Below are 23,823 nucleotides of genomic sequence, written 5' to 3' on the forward strand. Positions count from 1 at the left end.
CTAGGCCCGTGCAATCGCGTGGAAGAAGGTGCCGCTGACATGGCCGCGCCGGTAACCGGAAGCGCCGAGCGGATTGCCCTGGCCATCGGCGAGGTCGGCCAGCGGCTCGTCATTGCCGGTCGCCGTCATCTGCGCATAGTGGAACTCGTGGCCCCGGATCAGCGCGCCCTGAGCGCCCAGCGGGCAATCGACGCGCAGCCGCGCCTCACGGTAGCCGAGATTCATCTTGCGTTTGGCGAAGCTGGTGGAATGACCGAGCAGGCCGAGCATCTTGTGCGTCGCGCCTTCGGCGTCCTCCAGCGCTTCACCCAGCACCATGAAGCCGCCGCACTCGCCATGGACGGGTTTTGTCGCGGCGAACCGCGTCATGCCGGCATGGAAATTCGTGGCGGCGGCAAGTTTGCCGGCGTGAAGCTCGGGATAGCCGCCCGGCAGCCAGCAGACATTGCAATCCTCGTCGGGCGCTTCGTCGGCGAGCGGCGAGAACGGCACGATTTCCGCGCCGGCCTTGCGCCAGGACGCAGCAACATGCGGATAGAGGAAGGTGAAGGCTGCATCCTCGGCCAGCGCGATGCGCTGGCCGGGCGGCCGCAGCGCGTCGTCGAAGTCGCCGGCCGCCGGGGCGAGCGGTGTTGCCAGCGCCATGACCGCGTCGAGGTCGAGCGACTTCTCCGCCATGTCGGCCAGCCGGTCGAGATGCGCCATCAGATCATCATATTCGCCGGCCTGGACGAGGCCGAGATGGCGCTCGGGCAAATTGAGCGTCGGGTCGCGCAGAATCGCGCCGACGACGGGCAGGCCGATTGCCTCGATGGCGTCGCCGGAGAGCCGCCGGTGGCGCTCGCTGCCCAGCCGGTTGAGCACGACACCGGCCATGCGCACATCCGGGTCGTAAGTGGCAAAGCCCTTGGCGACGGCCGCCGCCGTGGTCGATTGGCCGGACACGTCGAGCACCAGCAGCACCGGCAGGCCGTAAAGCCGCGCCAGATCGGCCGCCGACCCGGTTCGCCCCGGCGCGGCCGGGATGCCGTCGAACAGGCCCATGGCGCTTTCGAGGATGACGAAATCGGTGTCGTCGGCGGCTTGCGCCGCCAGCGCGTTGAGCAGCGAGGGCGACATCGCCCAGCTGTCGAGATTGACGCCGGACAGGCCGGTGGCGGCAGTGTGGAAGCCGGGGTCGATATAGTCGGGACCGGACTTGGCGCCGCGCACCTTCAGGCCGCGCCGGGTCAGCGCGCGCAGAATGCCGATGGTGACGCTGGTCTTGCCCGAACCGGAGCGTGGCGCGCCGATGATGATCGCGCGCGCCGTCATGCTCCGCCCGCCAGTGCCGCGCGCATTGCGACGATGCCACCGACGACGATCAATGCCGGCGAGGCGAGCCCGGCCGCCGCCGCTGCCTCGGCAATGGTGCCGAGCGTGGCGACGACGGTCCGTTCCCGCGGCGTCGTCGCGGCGACGATCACCGCCGCCGGCGTCGATGGCGCGAGGCCGCCATTGAGCAGGGCGGCAGCTATCACAGGCAGGTTGGCCATGCCCATATAGACGACGACCGGCTGGCCGGTGCGGGCGATCGCCGCCCAATCGATGTCGTCATCGGTGCCGGCGGCGTGGCCGGTCGCCAGAATGACAGCCTTGTTGATGCCGCGCATGGTGGCCGGGATGCCGGTGGCGGCCAGCGCGCTGAGGCCCGAGGTCAGGCCGGGCAGCACACGAAACGGGATGTTTTCGCGCGCCAGTGCCAGCGCCTCTTCGCCGCCACGGCCGAAAATATAGGGATCGCCGCCTTTCAGCCTGACGACGCGGCGGCCTTCACGCGCCAGCCGCACCAGCAGAGCGGTGATGTCGTCCTGCTTCATCGAGGGCTGGCCGCCGCGTTTTCCCGCGAAGAAAAGCTCGGCGTTTCCGGCAACCGCGACCACGTCAAGCGAAACCAGCGCGTCGTAGACCAGTGCGTCCGCTTCGGTCAGTGCCGCCAGCACTTCCAGCGTCAGGCAGCCGGGATCGCCGGGGCCGGCACCGGCCAGCCAGACATGGCCCGGCTCAAGCGGACGCGGCTTGAAGTTCAGCCGCGCGAGCGCCTGTTCGAGCGTGGCGTTTTCCCCGTTATTTCCAGTGCTGCCGCTCACAATCCGTCCCGTCCGCGAAAACGCCGCTGATAATGGGCGTCGTACAATGAACTCTCGCCAAAGCCTTCCGCCGCCAGCGAACGGCCGACAAAAATGAGCGCCGTGCGTTCCATCGGATCGGCGGCGAGCTTTGCCTCGATGGTCTCCAACGTCCCGGTCATCACGCGCTCGTCCGGCCAGGAGGCGCGAAAGACGATGGCGACCGGGCAATCGCCGCCGTAGTGCGGCGTCAGTTCGGCGACGACGCGGTCGATGGCATGGATGGCAAGATGAATGGCCAGCGTGGCGCCGGTGCGGCCGAAGCCGGCCAAGGTCTCGCCAGGCGGCATTTTCGAGGCGCGGCCTGAAACGCGGGTCAGCACCAGGCTCTGCGCGACTTCGGGAATGGTCAGTTCCCGGCGAAGCGCGGCGGCCGCTGCGGCGAAGGAAGGCACGCCCGGCGTCAGCGTGTAGGGGATGCCGTGCTTGTCCAGCCGGCGGATCTGCTCGGCGACAGCACTCCACACCGACAGGTCGCCGGAGTGCAGACGGGCTACATCATGGCCGGCGTTGTGGGCATCGAGATAGGCAGCCTCGATCTCGTCGAGCGACATTGGCGCCGTGTCGATGAGTTTGGTGCCGGGTGCGCAGTGTTGCAGCAATTCGGGCGCGACGATGGAGCCGGCATGGAGGCAGACCGGGCAGCTTGCCAAAAGCCTGGCACCGCGCAGCGTGATGAGGTCGGCGGCACCTGGACCGGCGCCGATGAAATGGACGGTCATGATGCGTCTCCGCTGATGGCGATCGCGCAGGTGACCGCGCCAAGCACCGTGCGGGGGCCGACCAGTTTTGCGCCGGCGCCGGCGACCGCGAGGGCCGAAGCTTCGGACACCGATGGCGTGCCGGCGAGACGCTGCGAGAGGTTGAGCGAGGCCGCCCCCTCATCCGGCCCTTCGGGCCACCTTCTCCCCGTGGGGGAGAAGAGACGGGCGGCGGCGTTTGCAATCTCCTCTCCCCTCGGGGAGAGGTCAGCCGAGCGAAGCGGAGGCTGGGTGAGGGGGAGCGGCGGTTCGGAGCCAGCGACATCCACCACTATCACGGGGAGGTTCAGTTCACGGCCGGCGGCGAAGATGGCCTCTTCGTTGCGTTTGAACTCGGTCGTCGCCAAGGCTGACAGCGCCGTCATTGCCAGCCCATGCGCTTCGAGCGCGGTTTCGATCGCCGCGAGCACATCCTCGACGCTCACGCCCTTTCGGCTGCCGATCCCCGCGACCATCATGGTTTCACCCAGCTCCATTGCGTGACAGGCATGGCCGGCCGCCACGCCTGCATCGAGCCGACCGGCGAAGCGCGGGAGATGTTTATCCTGATAAGATCGCCGCCGCGCCTGGTGTGCTGGGCGAGAAGCAGGGCTTCCATTTCCAGCGTCACCGCATTGGCCACGAGCCGGCCGCCGCTGCGCAACGCCTTGATGGCGGCGTTCAAGACGCCGGCGTCGCTGCCGCCGCCGCCAATGAAGATCGCATCCGGCGTCTCCAGCCCGGCCAATGCCTTGGGGGCGGTGCCTTCGATAACGACCAGTCCAGGAACACCGCAGGCAAGGGCGTTGTGGCCGATGCGGGTGGCGCGGGCCGTGTCGGCCTCGATGGCGATGGTGCGCAGCGAAGGGTGGGCGAGCATCCATTCGATGCCGATGGAGCCCGAGCCGGCGCCGATATCCCACAGCAATTCGCCGCGCCTCGGCGCCAGCGCCGACAGAGTGACGGCGCGGATTTCGCGTTTGGTGATCTGACCGTCATGTTCGAACAGATGGTCGGCGCGCCCCGACGTCAGAGGCAGGATGCGCGCCTGCGGATTTGAATCAAGCTCGATCGCCAGCACATTGAGTGGATTGATGTTTTCGAGATCGAAGGCATCGGCACGCGCTGCGCGCAATGTTTCCTTCGGCCCGCCCAAGGCCTCCAGCACCGTCAGCCGCGAAGCCCCGAAGTCGAGCTCGGCGAGCAGCCGGGCAATTGCCGCCGGAGCAAAGCCATCGGAGGTCAGCGCCAGGATGCGTGCGTTGGGCTGCAGCAGCGGGCGGATCAGGTCGATCGGGTGGCCATGCAGCGAGATGGTCTCGATATCCTGCAGCGCCCAGCCGAGCCGCGCGGCGGCCAGCGAAATGGCCGACGACGCCGGAATGACATGCATTTCCCGTGGCTGGACCTTGCGGGCGAGGGTGGCGCCGACACCATGGAAGAACGGATCCCCGGAAGCGAGCACGCAGACGTTCCTGCCGGCCAGCGCCAGGACATCGGCCATCCCGGCATCGAACGGAATCGGCCAGGGGCAGGGCTTGCCCCTGGCGAAGGAAGCAACCAGCGCCAGATGCCGCTTGCCGCCGAAGATGAACTCGGCGTTGGCGATCCGCCGCTTGGCCTCGTCGCCGAGACCCGCTAAACCGTCCTCGCCGATGCCGACGATCGTGAGCCATCTCGGGTCGGGCTTGGCGGCGCGCGGACCCTCAGCAGGCATGATGACCCACCGCATTCTGATCCTCGGCGGCACCACCGAAGCCCGGCAGCTGGCTGGAAAACTGGCGGTGCGCTCCGATTGCTCGGTCACGCTGTCGCTGGCCGGCCGCACCGAAAGCCCGGTCGCGCAAGGCGTGCCCGTGCGAACCGGAGGCTTTGGCGGCGCCGACGGTCTGGCGGCATACCTCCGCGAGGCGGGTATCGATCTGCTGATCGACGCCACGCATCCCTACGCGGCGCGAATCTCCGCCAATGCGGCAATGGCCGCGCGCAAAACGGGGGTGCCGGTCCTTGCCTTGCGACGTCCGGCGTGGCAGGCCGTTGAAGGCGACCGCTGGCTTGAGATCGATAGCGTAGCCGGCGCCACGCAGGCGCTTGGCGAGGTGCCGCGCCGCGTGTTTCTGGCGCTTGGCCGGCAGGAGGTCGCCGCCTTTGAGGCCGCACCCCAGCACCACTATCTCATCCGTAGCGTCGATCCGGTCGAGCCGAAGCTGGCCGTCCCGGATGCCAGCTATCTGTTGGCGCGGGGGCCATTCCACGAGCCGGCCGAACGGACCCTGCTCGAAAAGCATCGCATAGATGTCGTGGTGTCGAAGAACAGCGGCGGCGCGGCGACATACGGCAAGATTGCCGCGGCGCGAACGCTCGGCATCGAGGTGGTCATGGTGCGCAGGCCTGATTTGCCGGAGGTGCCTTCGGCTGAAACCGTCGAAGCGCTGGCCGCGATGATCGATCATTTCGTCGAACCCGACGCCGAGCGCGGCGTGTAGACAAGCGCCGGCTTGTCGCCGCGCTTGATGATCCGGGTTTCCGGTGAGCCGATGATGATGCAGGTCGCCATGTCGGCCTTTTGTGCGTCGACGTCGGCCAGCAGGAACACCTCGATGCGCTCGTCCGGGCGGCCGGCGGCGCGGCCAAAGATCACCGGCGTCGTGCCGGGCAGGATGGCGGACAGGCATTCGAAGGCGCGGCCAAGCTGCCAGGGACGCGCCTTGCTGATCGGGTTGTAGAGCGCGATAACGAAGCTGGCGCCGGCCGCCGCCAGCAGACGCAGCTCGATCAGATCCCAGGGCTTCAGATTGTCGGACAGCGAAATGGCGCAGAAGTCGTGGCCGAGCGGCGCGCCGATGCGGGCGGCGACCGCCAGCATGGCGGTGACTCCCGGCACGACGGCGACATCGACCGCACGCCATTCGGCCGGACCGGCCTCGATCGCCTCGCAGACGGCGGCGGCCATGGCGAAGACGCCGGGATCGCCGCCGGACACCACGGCGACATCGTGGCCCTCGGCGGCCTTGACCAAGGCGTCCTTGGAGCGGGCGAGCTCCTCGCGATTGTCGGAGGCGACGCGGGTCTGGTCGGGGCGCAGGTCAAGCCGGTCGAGATAAGGCTTGTAGCCGTAGAAGAATTTCGCCTCGGCGACAGCGCGGCTGGCTTGCGGCGTGACCTGGTCGGCATTGCCGGGGCCGAGGCCGATGACGGTAAGACGGCCGCTCATGCCTGCGCTCCCGGTTTGCCGGACCAGCCGGCGACCAGCACGATGGCGAAATAGGGCGCCTTGTCATCCGGCTTGTCGGCGAGCCGCATCGAAACGCTGCCGGCCATGGTGCCGCGCTCGACATAGACGGCGCGCGTCAGCTTGCCGGTCGCCTCCAGCGCGCGCCTGATCTTGGGCAGGTTGCGGCCGACCTTCATGATGACGGCGGCATCGGTGTCGGCGAGGCGCCGGGTCAACTCGAACTCGCTCATCGTGCCCGGCAGCACGGTCAGCACGTCGTCGCCCTGGACGATCGGCACCCCGGTCTGCGACCAGCAGCCGGACATGGCGGTGATGCCGGGGATGACCTCGGTCGGAAAGCGATGGGAGAGGCGCACGTGCAGATGCATATAGGAGCCGTAGAACAGCGGGTCGCCCTCGGACAGGACGGCCACCATTTTGCCGGCATCGAGGTGCTCGGCGACTCTCTTGGCCGACTCCTCGTAGAAACCCGCGATCTGCGAGCGGTAGTCGTCGTGATCCTTGTCGATCTCGGTAGTCACGGGATAGAGCAGCGGCAGTTCCAGCATGTCGGGCCGGAAGCGCGCCTCGACAATGGCGCGCGCGTTGCTGTTGTTGCCGCGCTTGGCGAAATAGGCCACTACATCGGCCTCGGCTAGGACGCGCGCGGCCTTCAGCGTCAACAATTCTGGATCGCCGGGACCGGTGCCGACGCCGACGAGACGGCCTTTGGGAAGCGCGTTCACAGGCCGGGCCTCGCCAGCGAATTGAGCGCGGCGGCGGTCATGGCGCTGCCGCCGAGCCTGCCCCGCACGATGGCGTAGGGCACGCCGTAGGAATTTTCGGCCAGCGCGTCCTTGGATTCGGCCGCGCCCACGAACCCGACCGGCATGCCGATGATGGCAGCGGGCTTCGGCGCGCCGTCGCGCAGCTTCTCCAGCAGGTAGAAGAGCGCGGTTGGCGCATTGCCGATCGCGACCACCGAACCGGCCATGCGCTCGCCCCACAGGTCGATCGCGGCGGCGGAACGGGTGTTGCCGATCTCCCTGGCGATGTCGTGCGTGCGCTGGTCGCGCAAGGTGCAGATCACCTCATTGCCGGCCGGCAGGCGGGCGCGGGTGACGCCATGCGAAACCATCTCCGCGTCGCAGAAGATCGGCGCGCCGTCGGCAAGCGCTTTGCGCGCGGCGGCGACGAAATCGGGGGAGAAGACAAAATTCCTGGCGGCTTCGACCTGGCCGCAGGCATGGATCATGCGGATGGCGACATCGGCCTCGGCCTCCGAGAAGTGCGAGAGATCGGCCTCGGCGCGGATGATGGCGAAGGAGCGCTCGTAGATCGCGTTGCCGTCATGGATGTAGTCGTAGGCGGCCATGCTCATTCCTGTTGATAGGTCTCGGCGATGCCGGCCGTGCCCAGCCTTGTCAGGCAAGCGGCGGCGGTTTCGCCTTGATGTCGTGCGCTGCGGATCATTGCCGCGACGCGACCGAAGCCGCGCGCGGCGTCATAGCCCGGCCTGTAGCCGGCAGGAAGGGCCTTCGCCGTCGCGTTCACGACAAGTCCGGCTCCGTTTTCGCCGCCGACCAAGGTCAGCGCCGCCGGACCGGGATGCGCGCAGCCCTTGGCGCAGCCGGAAACGTGCAGGGTGAAGTGAAGGATATCAGTGTTTTCAGCGGCGATCGTCTCGGCGATGTCGCGGGTGGCGATGCGGCCGGAGGCGCAGGCCGGCGTGCCGGGACAGGCCGCGATGCGGGTGCGCGGATCGGCGGGGGAGGTGACGAAGCCGAGGGTGGCGGCTGTGTCTTGCAGGGGTTGGTTGGCGGCTGATGGCTGGCCAAGGAAGAGCATGGCGCGGCCCGGGGCGAGGCGGATTTCGGTGGTGCCTACGGCGAGGGCGCTTTTTGCGACGGCGATGAGCTTTTCGGCGGGTATGCTGCCGTAGGGGAGAGCAATGCCGAGATTGGAGACGTCGCCGGCTAAGGGGAAAAGGCCGATAGGTTTGCGCGAGGCGCCCCCCTCTGTCCTGCCGGACATCTCCCCCTCAAGGGGGGAGATTACGTGGTCGCCGACGGTTTCGCCAATTTCCGGTGTCGCTAAAGAAAATCCGGCGTCGAAGCTGCCGATCTCCCCCCTAGAGGGGGAGATGTCCGGCAGGACAGAGGGGGGCGCCTCGCGCCAAATTGTCGAGCATAGCCAATCCGCCAGAGACACCAACTGCCTCTCCGACAGATCTCGCGCATGAGACTCGCGCCCCTTCTCGGCGACCATCCTCAGCGTAGCCACAGCGATATCGCGTGCCACATCTGCTTCCGCGGTGGCAAGCGGCCTCGCGGTTTGCCCATCACCCGCGACGGACACATGCCATTGAATTCCCGCATCAGTGCGCACCGCCTTCAACCTGACATCCGCCGTCACCGCGTCCAGCGTCAGTTGTCCGCCGCCGTCGACGATCACCGAAACCTTCGGCCCCAGCCGCTGTGTCAACCCGGCTTCCTCGATGGCCACCCTGATTCGCTCAGCCAGCGGTCGCGGGTCGGCGATCTCCTGAGGGTCAATGCCTGCCAGCGGGCCGGTCTCGACCGGCACGCCGGTGCGCACCGCGATTCCCAATGCATCGATCTCCGCCGCCAGCAAGGCAGCGCTTTCCGTCGTCAGCCCGCGTATCTGCAGGCTGCCGCGCGCCGTCACTTCCATGATGCCGTTGCCGTGCCGCAAGGCGGATTCGGCGATCCCGATCAACAGCTTCGGCGACAACCCTCCAGAAGATGGGCCACCATCCACCGGATTGAGCCGCACCAGCAGGCCGTCGCCTGTCTGCATCGGCGCCGACAGAGCAGGGCAGGCGCCACGGCGCGAGAAGGTGTTCATGCCGCCACCCCGAGCGCGTTGGCTTCGGCAATCAGCGCGGCGAGATCGTCGTCGATGGAATTGCGCAAGGGATGCCAGAGGCCACGCCGGCGCGCCGAGAGAAAACGCTCGGCGATGACTTTGGCGGCGGCGGGATTTTCGCGCAAGATGAAGGCGCGGACCTCGGGATCGCCGAGATAGGCATCGTGCACGGCCTCGATCAGCGCGCCCGGAATGGCATTTGTGGTTTCGGCGAATCCGACCAGCCGGTCGACCGTCTCGGCGAATTCGGAGGCGCCGCGCGGGCCGTGGCGCATCTGGCCCGAGATGAAGCGGGCGTTGACGGCGCGGGCGCGCACCACCCGCGAGACAGCCTCGCCAACCGAGCGCGGCTTCGGTTTTTGCGGATCGGTGGTGTCGAGCACGATGACGTCGGCGTTCCTGCCGAGTGCGGCCAGGGCGGCCGAAAAGCCGCCGATGAAGGCGACGTCGGCCGAGCCCTCGAGAATGTCGCGGCCGGGATCGTCGCCGGTGTGGACGAGAAGGTCGGCTTCGGCGATGCGGCCTTCAAACGCTCCGGGCGCCGAGACGCCTTCGCCGCCAGCGCCGCCATAGGCATGCGAGGTGGCGTCGAGATAGGCGCGGCCGATCTCTTCGCGCGCACCCCAGTCGCCGCTGGACATGAGATCCTCGACGCCGGCGCCGTACGTGCCGGGCGAGGTGCCGAAGATGCGCGGGCTGACCTTGCCGTCGGCACGGGTTTTTGCCGCGAGCGGGTTTTCCGAATCGTCCTCGTCGCGGGCGGCGACGGCGTTGGCGGCGGCGTCGATCAGGGCGATCTGGGTCGGGAACATGTCGCGGAACAGGCCTGAGATGCGCCAGGTGACATCGACGCGCGGACGGCCGAGCGTGGCCGGCGGCAACACCTCGATGCCAGTGATGCGGCCGGTGGCAGTGTCCCATTGCGGCCGGCAGCCCATCAGCGCCAGGCCTTGCGCGATCTCCTCGCCGCCGGTGCGCAACGAGGCCGAGCCCCAGAGATCGATGACCAGCGAACGCGGCCAGTCGCCATGCGATTGTAGGTAGCCGCGCACCACTTCTTCGGCCGCTGCCTTGCCCAGATCGTAGGCGGTGGGCGTCGGCATGGTGCGCGGGTCCGAGGTGAACAGATTGCGGCCGGTTGGAAGCACGTCGGAGCGGCCGCGCGCCGGCGCGCCGGCTGGGCCGGCCTTGACGTGGCGGCCATCGAGCGCGGCGAGCAGTGCCGACTTCTCGGCGTCGGCGCTTTGGCGGCGTATGGCGTCGGGTTCGTCCCCGGGCGCGCGGCCGTAGATATGCAATCCATCCTTGATGGCGAAATCCTTGAGATCGCAGAGCCAGGCATCGATGCGGCGCAGCGCTTCGTCGGGTGCGTCGGTTTTCGCGACGCCGGCTTCGGAAGCGAGGCCCGTCTTTTGCGCGGTGTCGACGATCAGCCTGGCGAGACGGTCGCGGCGGCGGCGGTCGAGGCCGTCGGCCTGGGCGTACTCATCGACCAGGCGTTCGAGCTTGTGCTGGTCCTCGTCGAGACCTGCACCGGTGAGCGGCGGCGGCAGATGGCCAAGCGTGACAGCGGCGATGCGTCGCTTGGCCTGCGCCGCTTCGCCGGGGTTGGAGACGATGAAGGGATAGATGACGGGCAGGGACCCGGTGACGATTTCGGGGAAGCAGTTTTGCGAAAGCGCGACGGTCTTGCCCGGCAGCCATTCCAGCGTGCCGTGGGCGCCGACATGGATCAGGGCATGGACGCCGAGCGATCTGCGCAGCCAGAGGCCGAAGGCGATCAGCGCGTGGCGCGGGGGGAGCGTCGGGTCGTGATAGTCGGCGCGGCGATCGGCGGAACGGCCACGGTCGGGGGCGAGGGCGACGGTGATGTTGCCGAAGGTGGCGGCGCGGAAGGGGAAGTGTTTTTTGCTTGATAGCGAAGGTCTGCGCGAGGCGCCCCCCTCTGTCCTGCCGGACATCTCCCCCTCAAGGGGGGAGATTGAGCTGTCATCGCCGATTTCGCCAATCCCAAACGTTGAAAATGGAGCGCCGCCAGCGAAGCTGCTGATCTCCCCCCTTGAGGGAGAGATGTCCGGCAGGACAGAGGGGGGCGCCTCGCGCAATCCTGTCTCGTCTTCGGCCTTTCCCCAAGCGGCTTCTACTGGAGCAATTGCCGCTATCGGCAACTCCGTAGAGAAGGCCAAATAATCTTCCAGCCCCAGCCCGTCCTGGCCCCGCTTCAGCGCATCCAGCAATTCACGCGGCGTTTGCGGAATCTCTCCAACCACATAGCCCTGTTCGCTCAAGTCGTGCAGCATCGCCAGCACGCTGGATGGCACGTCCAACCCGACCGCATAGCCGGTGCGGCCGGGAGCGCTCGGGTAATCGGGGATCAGAATGGCGAGCTTGCGTTCCGCGCGCGGCGTTTCCCGAAGCCTGATGAAGGCCGCGACCCGGTCCGCCACCTGTCCGATGCGATTCGGCTCCGGCCGGTTGGCCAGCGCGCGATGGCCGAGTGCCGGATCAACCTCGCTCTCGTCCTTGAAGGAAATGGCACCCGCGAGGATGCGGCCGTCGAGTTCGGGCAGCACGACATGCATGGCAAGGTCGGCCGGCGCCAGGCCGCGCTGGTTGTTTTCCCAGACATCGCGGCGCGTGGTGGCGACGATGACCTGGAAGACGGGCACGCCGGCGCGGTCGAACAGGGTTTCGACGCCGGGCTCGGCACCGGACGCGAACGCTGTGGCGGTGACGATCGCGGCGGGTTTCAGCGAGGCGAGGGCATTTTCGACGAAGGCCAGGGACACCGGGTCTTTGAGGCTGGAGATGAAGATGGGAATCGGGAGCATGCCGCGTTGCTCCAAAGCTTCAAAAAGGGCGTCTATGGGTGCGACATCGGCTGCAAGCAGCATCGATCGGTAGAAGAGAATAGGGATGATCGGAGCGCCGACCATTGAAAGGTCCGGCTTCTCCACGACCCCCAATCCAGACTGATAGTAACCAGCCTTCGGCACACAGACCGGACTGGCGACCGGCGCATCCCGTCCAGCCAGGCCTGCCAGCCTGTGCACCAGCGCGCTCATATTGGCCGGGCCGCCTTCGCGGAAATAGCCGAGAAGGCTGTCGAGGTCGGCGCGCGGCAGTGTCGAGGCTTCGATCAGCCTGGCATCCTCGTCGTGGCTTTCGCCGGGAAGCAGCGCCAGTTTGATGCCGCGTTCGCGGGCAATCGCCGCGAGCTGGTCGCAACCATAGCGCCACCAGTCATAGCCGCCGAGGATGCGCACCAGAATGATCCTGGCGTGGCGGGCGACGCTGTCGATCCACAGGTCGACGGACATGGGATGGCGCAGGTCGCGCAGTGCCGCGAGCCGCATCGAGGGCAGGCGATCGGCTTCCGCCTTCCATGCCGCCGCCAGTCCGGCGAGGTCGCTGTCGGTGAAGGACAGGGCCACGATATCCGCCGGCGTCTGCCGGAGATCGACAGGCTCGGCGAGGTCGTCGAGCGAGGCGGAGGTCGTGGTGAGGATGTGCATCGCGGTCCGTGTCTGAAATCAGCCGGCGAGGATACGTTCGATCGCCGGGCGGTTCAGCCCCTTCAGACCGATGACGACGAGGCGCGAGCGGCGGTTGTCATCAGCCGTCCAAGCACGGTCATAGTAATGATTGACGCGCGGGCCGACGGCCTGCAACAGGAGCCGCATCGGCTTGCCGCCGACCTCGACGAAGCCTTTTACACGCAGCACGTTTTCCTGTTCGGCGGCCTCTGTGACGCGCTTGGCCAGTTCGTCAGGATTGGCGATCGAGGGTATGTCGACGATGAACGTGTCGAAGTCGTCATGCTCATGGTCGAACGCGCCGTCATGATGCGACTTGCGGTTCTCGATGTCGTCCTCGACGGCAAGGCCAAGCCCGAGCAGCACCGAAGGATCGACCTTGCCATGCGACGTCGGCACGATCTTCACGGCGCGGGCGGAATGTTCGTTGACGATGGCATTGGCGCGGGCTGAGCCGGCGGCATCCATCAGGTCGCTCTTCGACAGGATGATCAGGTCGGCGCAGGCGATCTGGTCCTCGAACACTTCCTCGACCGGATCGTCATGGTCGAGGCTGTCATCCCCGGCGCGCTGCGCCTGCAGGGCGTCCATGTCGTTGGCGACGCGGCCCTCGGCAAGTGCGGGACCGTCGACCACGGCGATGACGCCGTCGACGGTCACCCGGCTCTTCACCGTAGGCCACTGGAAAGCCTGAACCAGAGGCTTGGGGAGAGCGAGACCGGAGGTTTCGATCAGGATGTGGTCGACCTTCGGCGTCAGCGACAGGATCTTGTCGAGCGCCGGCACGAAATCGTCGGCGACGGTGCAGCAGATGCAGCCATTGGCCAATTCAACGATGTTCTCCTCGGGGCAGCTGTCGATGCCGCAGCCCTTGAGGATCTCGCCGTCGATGCCGATGTCGCCGAATTCGTTGACGATGATGGCGATGCGCTTGCCGCCGGCATTTTCCAGGAGATGTCGAACCAGTGTCGTCTTGCCGGCGCCGAGGAAGCCGGTAACGACGGTGCAGGGAACGCGGGAGAGATTGCCGGCCGAATTTGGAGCGGTCATGTCAAGTCCTTCAGCATGTCGAGAGGAGGGATGCGGGCAACGAGGCCACGCTTGAGGCTATCGGGCCGGCCCCGCCAGGGAATGAGGCCGTCGGTCGAGGTGGCGAAGAGCTTGGCGCCGGTGACGAGATCGGCGCCGCTGGTTGTGGTCAGGTCGCCGAACACATAGCTCCAGCAGCCGTCGCGCAGGATCGCGGCGCTCAGCCGGCGCTTGCAATTGCCGAGGCATTCGACCGTGCGGATGCGGATGTTCTCGCCCGAGGCGGCCTGGCGCGTGTCTTCCGCCAAAATTTCGCCGGCCCGGGGATGGGCGTCGGAGCCGGTCTCGTCGCGGCACGAGGCGCAGACGATGACGGTCACGCCGGCCAGGGAATCACCCTCGCCGGACAAAACGTCTGTTGTTTCAGCCGAAAAACTGCTGTCGCGATCCAAATCAGGCTCCTTGCCCGGAAAACCCGCCGGGCGATCGGATTCTTGCATTCCAGACGGCAGGTCTCCTGGCTCGCGGGTCATCGCCTTGGGTAGCCGCCTTCCCGGGACAATCCCAGTGGCTTTCGGCCTTGGCTCTTCGCTTACAGTTGCGGGGACAGCCGCGGATTTGGGTTTTCAGCCCGCACCGCATTCCCTCTTGGCTCCTCCCTTTGCTGAGAGGAGACCGTCTGGATCGGATTTAGGCTCTTGCGGGCAGCGGTGTCAACGCGAGCTTACGACACCGTGATGTCGGCCAGCGCCGGGCCCAGATCGCCGGCAGGCGTCACTTCCATGCGTTCGAGGCCTAGCCAGCCCTGCATCTGCTTCAGTTCCTCGAAGAGCTGAGCCGCCGTCTCTGGCGGTGCGCCGGGCTCGGCATAAGCCGCGTGGACGCGCAGGACACTGGCCGGCCGGTCGGCCTTGAGGTCGACGCGCGCCACGATCCTGTCACCAAGCAGGAAGGGCAGGACATAGTAGCCATATTGGCGCTTGTCGGCCGGCGTGTAGATCTCGATGCGGTAGTGGAAATCGAACAGCCGCTCCGAGCGCGAGCGCTCGAAGACGACCGGATCGAACGGCGCCAGCAGGGCGCGGGCCTCGATCTTGCGCGGCATACGGGCGTCCTTGTGAAGGTAAGCCGGCTTGTCCCAGCCCTCGACACGGACCGGCAGCAAGTCGCCGAGTTCGACCAGTTCCTCCAGCCGGCCTTTCATATCGGCCGGTGACAGGCGGAAATAGTCGCGCAAATCGCCCGATGTCGCCACGCCATGGGCGCGGGCGGAGATGCGCAGCAATTCGCGGTGCGCGTCCTCGGCCGCCGGCACCGGCAGGTCGAGGATCGCCTGCGGCAGCACGCGTTCCGGCAGGTCATAGAAGCGCTCGAAACCGCGACGGTGTGCCGTGGTGATGCGGCCGGCCCAGAACAGCCATTCGAAGGCGTGCTTGGCGTGGCTCCAGCCCCACCAGCCGCCGGAGCCTTTCTGGCCTTCGAGCGCCGAAGCGGCGATCGGCCCGCGCTCGACGACCTCGCGGTAGATCTCTTCTATATAGGCGGCGTGCTCGCGGCCCCATTTGGCCAGCCCCAGATACATTTCGTCGCCTTGCTCGGCGCGCCGCATGCGCCAGCGCATCAGTGGGTAGGTCTCGACCGGCAGGAAGGAGGCCTCGTGCGCCCAGTATTCGAACACGGTGCGCTTGCGCGTCACGGCGGCGTTGTCGAGCAAGGCGAGGGGATAGGGGCCAAGACGCGAATAGAGCGGCATGTAATGGGCGCGCACCACCGCACTGACGGAATCGATCTGCAGCAGGCCGGTGCGGGACAGAACGCGGGCGAAATGGCGGCGGTCGGGCGTGCCGGCGGGGCGGGGGTCGAGAAACCCCTGCGCGGCGAGCGCGATGCGCCGGGCGGTGGCAAGCGAAATCTTTTCCTTCATGCAGGCGTCACTCTGAGGGTGCTTTGACAAAGATGTGATGGGGTGATTCCAGCCCATGCTAGCAGGGTTTTGGTGGCAATCCTGTCAGGAGAGAAAAGTGGATTAAAAAGCGAAGGAAATCAAACAGGAGCGTATGAGACCAGTTTCTCCCGGAATGCCGTCCAGCTCGTTGTTTTGAACAAGGTTTGACTTGCTTCGCTGGAAGTGCTGCGCTAACCCTCGCCGCGTTGCAGCATAGGCTTCTTAAAACGGTTCAGCGGTTAAACTGTCACGCTTCCGCATTAAGGTCCGGTGCTGTAATCAACGTGGATTGGCGCCAACGGAAAGCCGCTGCATGAACGCACTCCTCAGCTCGTACCTGCCCATCGTCCTGTTTATCGGCGTGGCGCTGGTGGTCGGTCTGGCGCTGCTGGTCGCGCCGTTCCTGGTGGCCTACCGCAACCCGGATCCCGAAAAGCTTTCCGCCTACGAGTGCGGTTTCAACTCGTTCGACGACGCCCGCATGAAATTCGACATCCGCTTCTACCTGGTGTCGATCCTGTTCATTATATTCGACCTGGAAGTAGCCTTCCTCTTCCCCTGGGCAGTGTCCTTCTCGAAGATCGGCATGCTCGGTTTCTGGTCAATGATGGTTTTTTTGGCAGTGCTGACCATCGGCTTTGCCTATGAATGGAAAAAAGGAGCGCTGGAATGGGATTGAACGACAGTTCAGGCACCCTCGTCGCGCCGAAGCCCAAAGGTGTTATCGATCCCAACACTGGCAGGCCGGTGGGGGAGGACGATCCCTTCTTCCTCGAAATCAACAATGAGCTTGCCGACAAGGGTTTTCTGGTCACCTCGACCGAGGCGCTGATCACCTGGGCGCGCAGCGGCTCGCTCATGTTCATGACCTTCGGTCTGGCGTGCTGCGCGGTCGAGATGATCCACACCTCGATGCCGCGTTACGATTCGGAGCGGTTCGGTGTCGCGCCGCGCGCGTCGCCGCGGCAGTCCGACATCATGATCGTCGCCGGCACGCTGACCAACAAGATGGCGCCGGCGCTGCGCAAGGTCTACGACCAGATGCCGGAGCCGCGCTACGTTATCTCGATGGGCTCCTGCGCCAATGGCGGCGGCTACTACCACTATTCCTATTCGGTGGTGCGCGGCTGCGACCGCGTGGTGCCGGTCGACATCTATGTGCCCGGCTGCCCGCCGAGCGCCGAAGCCCTGCTCTACGGGATTCTTCTCCTGCAGAAGAAAATCCGCCGCACCGGCACGATCGAACGGTAAATCCATGGCCGCATCCCTTAGCGAACTGTCGACCTATCTCGGCGAGAAGCTGCCTGGCCGCTTCAGTGACGCTGTGCTCGCTTATGGCGAGCTTACCGTTCACGTCGAGCCGGAAAACCTGATCGAGGTGATGGCCTTCCTGCGCGACGATGCGCGCTGCCAGTTCATCTCGATCATCGATGTCTGCGGTGCCGACTATCCGTCGCGGGCCAAGCGTTTCGACGTCGTCTATCACCTGCTTTCGCCGAAGCAGAATGTGCGCATCCGGGTCAAGGTGCAGGCCGACGAGGAGACGATGGTGCCGTCGGTCACCGGCGTCTATCCCGGTGCCGACTGGTTCGAACGCGAGACCTACGATCTCTATGGCGTGCTGTTTTCGGGCCATCCGGACCTGCGCCGCCTGCTGACCGACTACGGTTTCGAAGGCCATCCGCTGCGCAAGGATTTCCCGCTGACCGGTTTCGTCGAAGTGCGTTACGACGACGAAGCCAAGCGCGTCATCTACGAGCCTGTGGAACTGAAGCAGGAATTCCGCAATTTCGATTTTCTGTCCCCATGGGAAGGCACGGATTACGTGCTGCCAGGGGATGAGAAGGCAAAGCAGTAATGGCTGAAACCTCCGTCCGCAACTTTAACATCAACTTCGGACCTCAGCACCCTGCCGCGCATGGTGTTCTGAGGCTGGTTCTGGAGTTGGACGGCGAAGTGGTCGATCGGGTCGATCCGCATATCGGGCTCTTGCATCGCGGTACGGAAAAGCTGATCGAGGCAAAAACCTATCTGCAGGCGGTGCCTTACCTCGACCGGCTCGACTATTGCGCGCCGATGAACCAGGAGCACGCCTTTGCCTTGGCGGCCGAGCGCCTGCTCGGCATCGAGGTGCCGAGGCGCGGCCAGCTGATCCGCGTGCTCTATTGCGAGATCGGCCGCATCATGTCGCACATTCTCAATGTGACGACGCAGGCAATGGACGTCGGCGCGCTGACGCCGCCGCTGTGGGGCTTCGTCGAGCGCGAAAAGCTGATGGTGTTCTATGAGCGCGCCTCCGGCTCGCGCATGCACGCCGCCTACTTTCGGCCCGGCGGCGTCCACCAGGATCTGCCGCGCCAGCTGGTCGAGGATATCGGCAAGTGGATCGATCCCTTCCTGAAGTCGATCGACGATCTCGACAAGCTGCTCACCGGCAACCGCATCTTCAAGCAGCGCAATGTCGATATCGGCATCGTTTCGCTGGAAGATGCCTGGGCCTGGGGCTTTTCGGGCGTCATGGTGCGCGGCTCGGGTTCGCCATGGGACCTGCGCAAGTCGCAGCCCTATGAATGCTATTCGGAGATGGATTTCGACATCCCGATCGGCAAGAACGGCGACTGCTACGACCGTTACCTCGTTCGCATGGAAGAAATGCGCCAGTCGGCCAGGATCATGCGCCAGTGCGTCGATCTCCTGCTCGGCAAGGAAAGCACCGGCCCGGTGTCGAACCTCGACGGCAAGGTGGTGCCGCCCAAACGCCAGGCGATGAAGCGCTCGATGGAAGCGCTGATCCACCATTTCAAGCTCTACACCGAGGGCTATCGCGTGCCGGCCGGCGAGGTCTATGCGGCGGTCGAGGCGCCGAAGGGCGAGTTCGGCGTCTATCTCGTCTCCGACGGCACCAACAAGCCGTACCGCTGCAAGCTGCGCGCGCCGGGTTTCGCGCATCTGCAAGCCATGGATTTCCTGTGCCGCGGCCACATGCTGGCCGACGTCACCGCCGTTCTTGGCTCCCTCGACATCGTGTTTGGTGAGGTCGATCGCTAAATGTCAGTCCGCCGTCTCGCAGAAGCCAGCGTCCAGCCAGCGTCCTTCGCCTTCAACAAGGCGAATGCGGCGGCGGCCAAGCAGTGGATCAAGAAATATCCGAAGGGGCGCGAGCAGTCGGCGATCATTCCGCTGCTGATGATAGCGCAGGAGCAGGAAGGCTGGGTCACCAAGGCGGCGATCGAGACGATTTCGGACATGCTCGGCATGCCGCGTATTCGCGGTCTCGAGGTCGCGACCTTCTACACGCAGTATCAGCTCAATCCCGTCGGCACCCGCGCGCATATCCAGGTCTGCGGCACCACGCCCTGCATGCTGCGCGGTTCGGAAGCGCTGATGGATGTGTGCCGCTCGAAAATCCATCACGACCAGTTCCACACCAACGACAAGGGCACCTTGTCGTGGGAGGAGGTCGAGTGCCTCGGCGCCTGCGTCAACGCGCCGATGGTCATGGTGTTCAAGGATACGTTCGAGGATCTGACGCCGGAACGGCTGGCCGAAATCATCGATCTCTACGATGCCGGCAAGGGCGCTTCGGTGGCGCCGGGGCCGCAGAACGGCCGCACCGGCTCGGAGCCGGCCTCCGGCCTCACCACGCTGAAGAGTGAAAAGGCGATCCTCAAATCGACCCGCGATCGGGAAGCCCGGGAAGCGGCCAGGGCCGCCAAGGCGGCGCCAGACGCGATCATCGCCGCGCCAGTGCCGGCACCGGCGGCCCCCGCCGCGCCAGCCGCGCCCGGTCCGGTCGCTCCGTCAAAATCCAGCAGGCCAAAGACCGCCGCGCCGGAGACCAACCCGACGTTGAAGACGCCGTCGCCGGCCAAGGTCGCGCCGGTCACCGAGAGCGCTGCCAGCGTTGCGGCACCACTCCACTCGGCCGCCAACGCCAACAAGGCCGCTCCTGAGGTCGAGGCGACTCCAAAGCAACGCAGTGGACCGAAGAACCGGGCCGAACCGGGCGGCGCCTTCAAGGCGCCGGAGACCAAGCAGCCTGCCGCCAAGCCGACCAAGAAGCCGGTCTGAGGGACGAAAAATGCTTCAGGACAAAGACCGCATCTTCACCAACATCTACGGCCTCTTCGACAAGTCGCTGGCCGGCGCCATGGCGCGGGGCGCCTGGGACAATACGCCGGGCCTCGTTGCCAAGGGCCGTGACTGGATCGTCAACGAGATGAAGGCGTCCGGCTTGCGCGGACGCGGCGGCGCCGGCTTCCCGACCGGCCTCAAATGGTCGTTCATGCCCAAGCAGAGCGACGGCCGGCCGAGCTATCTCGTCATCAACGCCGACGAATCCGAGCCCGGCACCTGCAAGGACCGCGATATCCTGCGCAACGATCCGCACACGCTGGTCGAAGGCGCGTTTCTGGCCGGCTTCGCCATGGGCGCGATTGCCGCCTACATCTATGTGCGCGGTGAGTTCATCCGCGAGCGCGAGGCGCTACAGCGGGCGATCGAGGAGGCTTACGAGGCCAAGCTGATCGGCAAGAACAACACATCGGGCTACGATTTCGAAATCTACATGCATCACGGCGCCGGCGCCTATATCTGCGGCGAGGAAACGGCGCTGCTGGAAAGCCTCGAAGGCAAGAAGGGCCAGCCCCGGCTTAAGCCGCCATTCCCGGCCAATGTCGGCCTCTATGGCTGCCCGACCACGGTCAACAATGTCGAATCGATCGCCGTGGCGCCGACCATTCTGCGCCGGGGGGCTGCCTGGTTCTCGTCCTTCGGCCGGCCCAACAATGTCGGCACCAAGCTGTTCTGCATCTCCGGCCACGTCAACAATCCGTGCACCGTCGAAGAGGCGATGTCGATCCCGTTCCGTGAACTGATCGAGACGCATTGCGGCGGCATTCGCGGCGGCTGGGACAACCTTCTGGCGGTCATTCCGGGCGGCGCCTCGGTGCCGCTGGTGCCGGCCGAGCAGATCATCGACACGCCGATGGACTTCGACGCGCTGCGCGACCTCAAGTCCGGCCTCGGCACGGCGGCGGTCATCGTCATGGACAAGTCGACCGACGTCGTGAAGGCGATCGCGCGGTTGTCCTACTTCTACAAGCACGAGAGCTGCGGCCAGTGCACGCCGTGCCGCGAGGGCACAGGCTGGATGTGGCGGGTGATGGAGCGGTTGGTGCGCGGCGAGGCGCAGAAGCGCGAGATCGACATGCTGCTCGACGTCACCAAGCAGGTCGAGGGCCATACGATCTGCGCGCTGGGCGACGCGGCGGCCTGGCCGATCCAGGGCCTGATGCGGCATTTCCGCGGCGAGGTGGAGCGGCGCATCGACGAGTTTTCGCGCAACGCGCACCGGGCCGAACCGGTGATGGTGGCGGCGGAATAAGAAGAAACTTTGAAGGCGGGAAGAAAACGGGGCGGGGCGAACGAAGAAACGACCAGGAGAACCCTATGGCGCCGTATTCGACACCCTACCCATTGATGCCCAATTTGGACCAGATCGAGAAGATGAACCAGGACCTGACCAGGATGATGCCGAAGGAGATGGCCAGCGCCGTCAACCTTTTCGTGCATCCTGTCGCGGGTGCGGCAGCGATGTCGGCGCTTGGCATCGGGCTCGCCAATCATGCGTTCGGCGTATGGATGGGCGCGCTTTCGGGCGCCGCCGAGGCGTCGCAGCGCCTCATGCAGCCGCTGATCGAGGATTTCGAGGCCAGGATCGAGCAATTCGAGGATGCGAACTCTTCGTCCACCCGGGCGCGGGCGAGGGCCAAGACCCTGATCGCCGAGGCGCAGTCCTTTGCCCAGGAAGTCACCGACATTGCCGCCAGGGAAGCCGCCACCACGGCGCCAGCGGCCGCCGCGCGTCCGGCAACGGGCGATGTGCCCGACGTGCTGATGCCCGAGGATTTCCGGCAGCCCAAGGCCATGGACAGGCCGGCGAAGCCTTCGGACCTGAAGGCGATATCGGGCATCGGCCCGAAGCTGGAGAAGGTGCTGAACGACCTGGGTGTCTGGACTTACGCCCAGATCGCCGCATGGTCGCCGCAAGAGATCGCCTGGGTCGACGATTATCTGTCGTTCAACGGCCGCATCGGCCGCGACGACTGGACAGGCCAAGCCACGGCGCTGGCCGCGAAGAAGTGAATGAAATGTCGGGCGCTGCGTCTGCCGCGCCCGGAAAATGAGATTGCGGGAAATCCGCAGGGGTTTGAGACGAATGGCAAAGCTCAAGGTCGACGGGAAAGAAATCACTGTACCCGACCACTACACGCTGCTGCAGGCTGCGGAGGACGCGGGCGCGGAAGTGCCGCGTTTCTGCTTCCATGAGCGGCTGTCGATCGCCGGCAACTGCCGCATGTGCCTGATCGAGGTGAAGGGCGGGCCGCCCAAGCCTCAGGCCTCCTGCGCCATGGGCGTGCGCGACCTGCGCCCCGGCCCCAATGGCGAGCCGCCGGAAATCTTCACCAACACGCCGATGGTCAAGAAGGCCCGGGAAGGCGTGATGGAATTCCTGCTGATCAACCATCCGCTGGATTGCCCGATATGCGACCAGGGCGGCGAGTGCGACCTGCAGGACCAGGCGATGGCCTTCGGCGTCGATTCCTCGCGCTATCACGAGAACAAGCGCGCGGTCGAAGACAAGTATATCGGGCCGCTGGTCAAGACGGTGATGAACCGCTGCATCCACTGCACGCGCTGCGTCCGTTTCACCACCGAGGTTGCCGGCATTTCCGAACTTGGTCTGATCGGCCGTGGCGAGGATGCGGAGATCACCACCTATCTCGAACAGGCGATGACCTCGGAGCTGCAGGGCAATGTCATCGATCTCTGCCCGGTCGGCGCGCTGACCTCCAAGCCTTTCGCCTTCCAGGCGCGGCCGTGGGAACTGACCAAGACCGAATCCATCGACGTCATGGACGCCGTCGGCTCGGCGATCCGCGTCGACAGCCGTGGCCGCGAAGTGATGCGCATCCTGCCGCGCGTCAACGAGCAGGTGAACGAGGAATGGATTTCCGACAAGACCCGCTTCATCTGGGACGGCCTGCGCACGCAGCGCCTCGACCGCCCCTATGTACGCAAGGACGGCAAGCTGGTTCCGGCAAGCTGGGCCGAGGCCTTCGCGGCGATCAAGGGCGCGGTTTCGGCGGCAGCTCCCGACAAGATTGGCGCGATATCAGGCGATCTGGCGGCGGTGGAGGAGATCTACGCTCTGAAGCTCCTGATGGCCTCGCTTGGCTCGAAGAACACCGATTGCCGCCAGGATGGCGCGGCACTCGATCCGGCGCTCGGACGCGCCAGCTATATCTTCAACCCGACCATTGAAGGCATCGAGCAGGCCGACGCGGTGCTGATCATCGGCGCCAATCCGCGCTACGAGGCTTCGGTGCTCAATGCCCGCATCCGCAAGCGCTGGCGTCTCGGCAATCTCCCGGTCGGCGTCATCGGCGATATCGGCGACACACGCTATGACTATGAACAGCTGGGCGCCGGACCGGATTCGCTGAAGGATCTGGCGGACGGCAACGGCAAGTTCTTCCAGACGCTGAAGAAGGCGACGCATCCCCTGATCATCGTCGGCCAGGGCGCGCTGGCGCGCGCCGATGGCGCGGCCGTGCTCGGCCAGGCGGCCAGGCTCGCTGCGGCGGTGAATGCTGCTCGCGCGGACTGGAACGGCTTTGCCGTGCTGCACAATGCGGCGGCGCGCGTCGGCGGCCTCGACCTCGGCTTCGTGCCGGGCGAGGGCGGCAAGGACGTTGCCGGCATGCTGGGCGAGACGGATGTGCTGTTCCTGCTCGGCGCCGACGAGATCGATATGTCGAAGACCGGCGGCGCCTTCGTCGTCTATGTCGGCACGCATGGCGACGCCGGCGCGCACCGCGCCAATGTCATCCTGCCGGCGGCGGCCTATACCGAGAAGTCCGGCACCTATGTCAACACCGAGGGGCGTGTGCAGCAGACCAACCGCGCCGGCTTCGCGCCGGGCGATGCGCGCGAGGATTGGGCGATCTTGAGAGCCCTATCGGATGTGCTGGGCAAGAAGCTGCCGTTCGACTCGCTGCCGCAGCTGCGTGCCAAGCTTTATGGCGAATACCCGCATCTGGCCCGCATCGATCAGGTCGCGGCCGGCAATGCCGAGGACATCGCCAATGTGGCGAAGCTCGGCGGGCGGCTGAACAAGGGCACGTTCACCTCGCCGGTCACGGATTTCTACCTGACCAATCCGATCGCGCGCGCGTCGGCCGTGATGGCTGAATGCTCGGCATTGGCCAAGAGCGGCTTCAAGCAGGCGGCGGAATAA

Annotated in this window: 21 protein-coding genes, 1 pseudogene and 1 riboswitch; of the genes and pseudogenes, 9 read left to right on the forward strand and 13 right to left on the reverse strand. The window is 65.9% G+C overall.

The window, feature by feature from the left end:
* The 5 genes from LB564_RS19275 to cbiE are packed head-to-tail and all read right to left on the reverse strand — an operon-like array spanning position 1 to position 4,625.
* A complete protein-coding gene (locus LB564_RS19275; RefSeq protein ID WP_224540110.1) occupies positions 1–1,314 on the reverse strand; it encodes a cobyrinate a,c-diamide synthase in 1,314 nt (437 codons plus the stop codon).
* Positions 1,311–2,129 (reverse strand): uroporphyrinogen-III C-methyltransferase, encoded by an 819-nt coding sequence (gene cobA / locus LB564_RS19280; RefSeq protein ID WP_224540113.1) that lies wholly within the window; start codon positions 2,127–2,129, stop codon positions 1,311–1,313. Before cobA ends, LB564_RS19275 begins: the two co-directional genes overlap by 4 nt.
* Positions 2,126–2,890 (reverse strand): precorrin-4 C(11)-methyltransferase, encoded by a 765-nt coding sequence (cobM, locus tag LB564_RS19285; RefSeq protein ID WP_224540115.1) that lies wholly within the window; start codon positions 2,888–2,890, stop codon positions 2,126–2,128. The genes cobA and cobM overlap by 4 nt, the downstream gene beginning before the upstream one ends.
* A complete protein-coding gene (locus LB564_RS19290; RefSeq protein ID WP_411910229.1) occupies positions 2,887–3,387 on the reverse strand; it encodes a cobalamin biosynthesis protein in 501 nt (166 codons plus the stop codon). Before LB564_RS19290 ends, cobM begins: the two co-directional genes overlap by 4 nt.
* Positions 3,384–4,625: a precorrin-6y C5,15-methyltransferase (decarboxylating) subunit CbiE gene (gene cbiE, locus LB564_RS19295; protein ID WP_224540119.1), complete on the reverse strand. Its 1,242-nt coding sequence runs from the start codon at positions 4,623–4,625 to the stop codon at positions 3,384–3,386. Before cbiE ends, LB564_RS19290 begins: the two co-directional genes overlap by 4 nt.
* Before the next feature lies 1 nt (position 4,626).
* Between cbiE and LB564_RS19300 the strand changes: the two genes are divergently transcribed.
* The gene (locus LB564_RS19300; RefSeq protein ID WP_224540121.1) at positions 4,627–5,394 is read left to right on the forward strand and encodes a cobalt-precorrin-6A reductase; all 768 of its coding nucleotides are present in this window, start codon (positions 4,627–4,629) and stop codon (positions 5,392–5,394) included.
* Here the strand turns inward: LB564_RS19300 and LB564_RS19305 are convergent.
* From LB564_RS19305 to LB564_RS19340, 8 genes are all read right to left on the reverse strand, one after another.
* Positions 5,358–6,122 carry a precorrin-3B C(17)-methyltransferase gene (locus tag LB564_RS19305; RefSeq protein WP_224540122.1) on the reverse strand — a complete coding sequence of 255 codons (765 nt, stop codon included), beginning with the start codon at positions 6,120–6,122 and terminating at the stop codon, positions 5,358–5,360. The two genes, LB564_RS19300 and LB564_RS19305, sit on opposite strands and share 37 nt — an antisense overlap.
* Complete coding sequence (locus tag LB564_RS19310) at positions 6,119–6,868, reverse strand: precorrin-2 C(20)-methyltransferase (RefSeq protein ID WP_140701789.1); 750 nt, start codon at positions 6,866–6,868, stop codon at positions 6,119–6,121. Before LB564_RS19310 ends, LB564_RS19305 begins: the two co-directional genes overlap by 4 nt.
* Positions 6,865–7,497 (reverse strand): precorrin-8X methylmutase, encoded by a 633-nt coding sequence (locus LB564_RS19315; protein WP_224540124.1) that lies wholly within the window; start codon positions 7,495–7,497, stop codon positions 6,865–6,867. The genes LB564_RS19310 and LB564_RS19315 overlap by 4 nt, the downstream gene beginning before the upstream one ends.
* Positions 7,498–7,499: 2 nt before the next feature.
* Entirely contained in the window at positions 7,500–8,990 is a 1,491-nt protein-coding gene (gene cobG, locus LB564_RS19320; protein WP_224540126.1) for a precorrin-3B synthase, read from the reverse strand.
* Positions 8,987–12,526, reverse strand: a complete 3,540-nt coding sequence (locus LB564_RS19325) for a cobaltochelatase subunit CobN (protein ID WP_224540128.1) — start codon at positions 12,524–12,526, stop codon at positions 8,987–8,989. The genes cobG and LB564_RS19325 overlap by 4 nt, the downstream gene beginning before the upstream one ends.
* A gap of 18 nt (positions 12,527–12,544) precedes the next feature.
* Positions 12,545–13,597 (reverse strand): cobalamin biosynthesis protein CobW, encoded by a 1,053-nt coding sequence (gene cobW / locus LB564_RS19330; protein ID WP_224540130.1) that lies wholly within the window; start codon positions 13,595–13,597, stop codon positions 12,545–12,547.
* Positions 13,594–14,028, reverse strand: coding sequence for a DUF1636 family protein (locus tag LB564_RS19335; protein WP_224540133.1), 435 nt, complete (start codon positions 14,026–14,028; stop codon positions 13,594–13,596). Before LB564_RS19335 ends, cobW begins: the two co-directional genes overlap by 4 nt.
* A gap of 37 nt (positions 14,029–14,065) precedes the next feature.
* Positions 14,066–14,271: riboswitch (cobalamin riboswitch) on the reverse strand.
* Positions 14,272–14,300: 29 nt separating this feature from the next.
* Positions 14,301–15,500, reverse strand: a complete 1,200-nt coding sequence (locus LB564_RS19340) for a winged helix-turn-helix domain-containing protein (protein WP_140701783.1) — start codon at positions 15,498–15,500, stop codon at positions 14,301–14,303.
* A gap of 334 nt (positions 15,501–15,834) precedes the next feature.
* Here LB564_RS19340 and LB564_RS19345 point away from each other — a divergent pair, with 334 nt between their 5' ends.
* From LB564_RS19345 to nuoG, 8 genes and pseudogenes are all read left to right on the forward strand, one after another.
* On the forward strand, positions 15,835–16,200 hold the full coding sequence (locus LB564_RS19345; protein WP_006335683.1) for an NADH-quinone oxidoreductase subunit A: 366 nt from the start codon (positions 15,835–15,837) through the stop codon (positions 16,198–16,200).
* Positions 16,191–16,772: a NuoB/complex I 20 kDa subunit family protein gene (locus LB564_RS19350; protein WP_224540134.1), complete on the forward strand. Its 582-nt coding sequence runs from the start codon at positions 16,191–16,193 to the stop codon at positions 16,770–16,772. Before LB564_RS19345 ends, LB564_RS19350 begins: the two co-directional genes overlap by 10 nt.
* A gap of 4 nt (positions 16,773–16,776) precedes the next feature.
* Positions 16,777–17,379, forward strand: a complete 603-nt coding sequence (locus LB564_RS19355) for an NADH-quinone oxidoreductase subunit C (protein ID WP_224540136.1) — start codon at positions 16,777–16,779, stop codon at positions 17,377–17,379.
* On the forward strand, positions 17,379–18,569 hold the full coding sequence (locus LB564_RS19360) for an NADH-quinone oxidoreductase subunit D (protein WP_224540138.1): 1,191 nt from the start codon (positions 17,379–17,381) through the stop codon (positions 18,567–18,569). The genes LB564_RS19355 and LB564_RS19360 overlap by 1 nt, the downstream gene beginning before the upstream one ends.
* Positions 18,570–19,580 (forward strand): annotated as a pseudogene (gene nuoE / locus LB564_RS19365) (NADH-quinone oxidoreductase subunit NuoE); the annotation flags it as partial.
* Positions 19,581–19,602: 22 nt separating this feature from the next.
* Positions 19,603–20,907 (forward strand): NADH-quinone oxidoreductase subunit NuoF, encoded by a 1,305-nt coding sequence (gene nuoF / locus LB564_RS19370; RefSeq protein ID WP_224540142.1) that lies wholly within the window; start codon positions 19,603–19,605, stop codon positions 20,905–20,907.
* A 65-nt stretch (positions 20,908–20,972) separates the two neighbouring features.
* The gene (locus tag LB564_RS19375; protein WP_224540144.1) at positions 20,973–21,668 is read left to right on the forward strand and encodes an NADH-ubiquinone dehydrogenase; all 696 of its coding nucleotides are present in this window, start codon (positions 20,973–20,975) and stop codon (positions 21,666–21,668) included.
* Between the two features lie 73 nt (positions 21,669–21,741).
* Entirely contained in the window at positions 21,742–23,823 is a 2,082-nt protein-coding gene (nuoG, locus tag LB564_RS19380; RefSeq protein WP_224540147.1) for an NADH-quinone oxidoreductase subunit NuoG, read from the forward strand.

The organism is Mesorhizobium sp. ES1-6 (genome assembly GCF_020164775.1).
Classification (GTDB): domain Bacteria; phylum Pseudomonadota; class Alphaproteobacteria; order Rhizobiales; family Rhizobiaceae; genus Mesorhizobium.

Coding starts and splice junctions, on each gene's coding strand:
- LB564_RS19275 (WP_224540110.1), bottom strand. CDS start 1,314: ATGACGGCGCGCGCGATCATCATCGGCGCGCCACGCTCCGGTTCGGGC.
- cobM (WP_224540115.1), bottom strand. CDS start 2,890: ATGACCGTCCATTTCATCGGCGCCGGTCCAGGTGCCGCCGACCTCATC.
- LB564_RS19290 (WP_411910229.1), bottom strand. CDS start 3,387: ATGATGGTCGCGGGGATCGGCAGCCGAAAGGGCGTGAGCGTCGAGGAT.
- cbiE (WP_224540119.1), bottom strand. CDS start 4,625: ATGCCTGCTGAGGGTCCGCGCGCCGCCAAGCCCGACCCGAGATGGCTC.
- LB564_RS19300 (WP_224540121.1), top strand. CDS start 4,627: ATGACCCACCGCATTCTGATCCTCGGCGGCACCACCGAAGCCCGGCAG.
- LB564_RS19305 (WP_224540122.1), bottom strand. CDS start 6,122: ATGAGCGGCCGTCTTACCGTCATCGGCCTCGGCCCCGGCAATGCCGAC.
- LB564_RS19315 (WP_224540124.1), bottom strand. CDS start 7,497: ATGGCCGCCTACGACTACATCCATGACGGCAACGCGATCTACGAGCGC.
- cobG (WP_224540126.1), bottom strand. CDS start 8,990: ATGAACACCTTCTCGCGCCGTGGCGCCTGCCCTGCTCTGTCGGCGCCG.
- LB564_RS19325 (WP_224540128.1), bottom strand. CDS start 12,526: ATGCACATCCTCACCACGACCTCCGCCTCGCTCGACGACCTCGCCGAG.
- cobW (WP_224540130.1), bottom strand. CDS start 13,597: ATGACCGCTCCAAATTCGGCCGGCAATCTCTCCCGCGTTCCCTGCACC.
- LB564_RS19340 (WP_140701783.1), bottom strand. CDS start 15,500: ATGAAGGAAAAGATTTCGCTTGCCACCGCCCGGCGCATCGCGCTCGCC.
- LB564_RS19345 (WP_006335683.1), top strand. CDS start 15,835: ATGAACGCACTCCTCAGCTCGTACCTGCCCATCGTCCTGTTTATCGGC.
- LB564_RS19350 (WP_224540134.1), top strand. CDS start 16,191: ATGGGATTGAACGACAGTTCAGGCACCCTCGTCGCGCCGAAGCCCAAA.
- LB564_RS19355 (WP_224540136.1), top strand. CDS start 16,777: ATGGCCGCATCCCTTAGCGAACTGTCGACCTATCTCGGCGAGAAGCTG.
- LB564_RS19360 (WP_224540138.1), top strand. CDS start 17,379: ATGGCTGAAACCTCCGTCCGCAACTTTAACATCAACTTCGGACCTCAG.
- nuoF (WP_224540142.1), top strand. CDS start 19,603: ATGCTTCAGGACAAAGACCGCATCTTCACCAACATCTACGGCCTCTTC.
- LB564_RS19375 (WP_224540144.1), top strand. CDS start 20,973: ATGGCGCCGTATTCGACACCCTACCCATTGATGCCCAATTTGGACCAG.
- nuoG (WP_224540147.1), top strand. CDS start 21,742: ATGGCAAAGCTCAAGGTCGACGGGAAAGAAATCACTGTACCCGACCAC.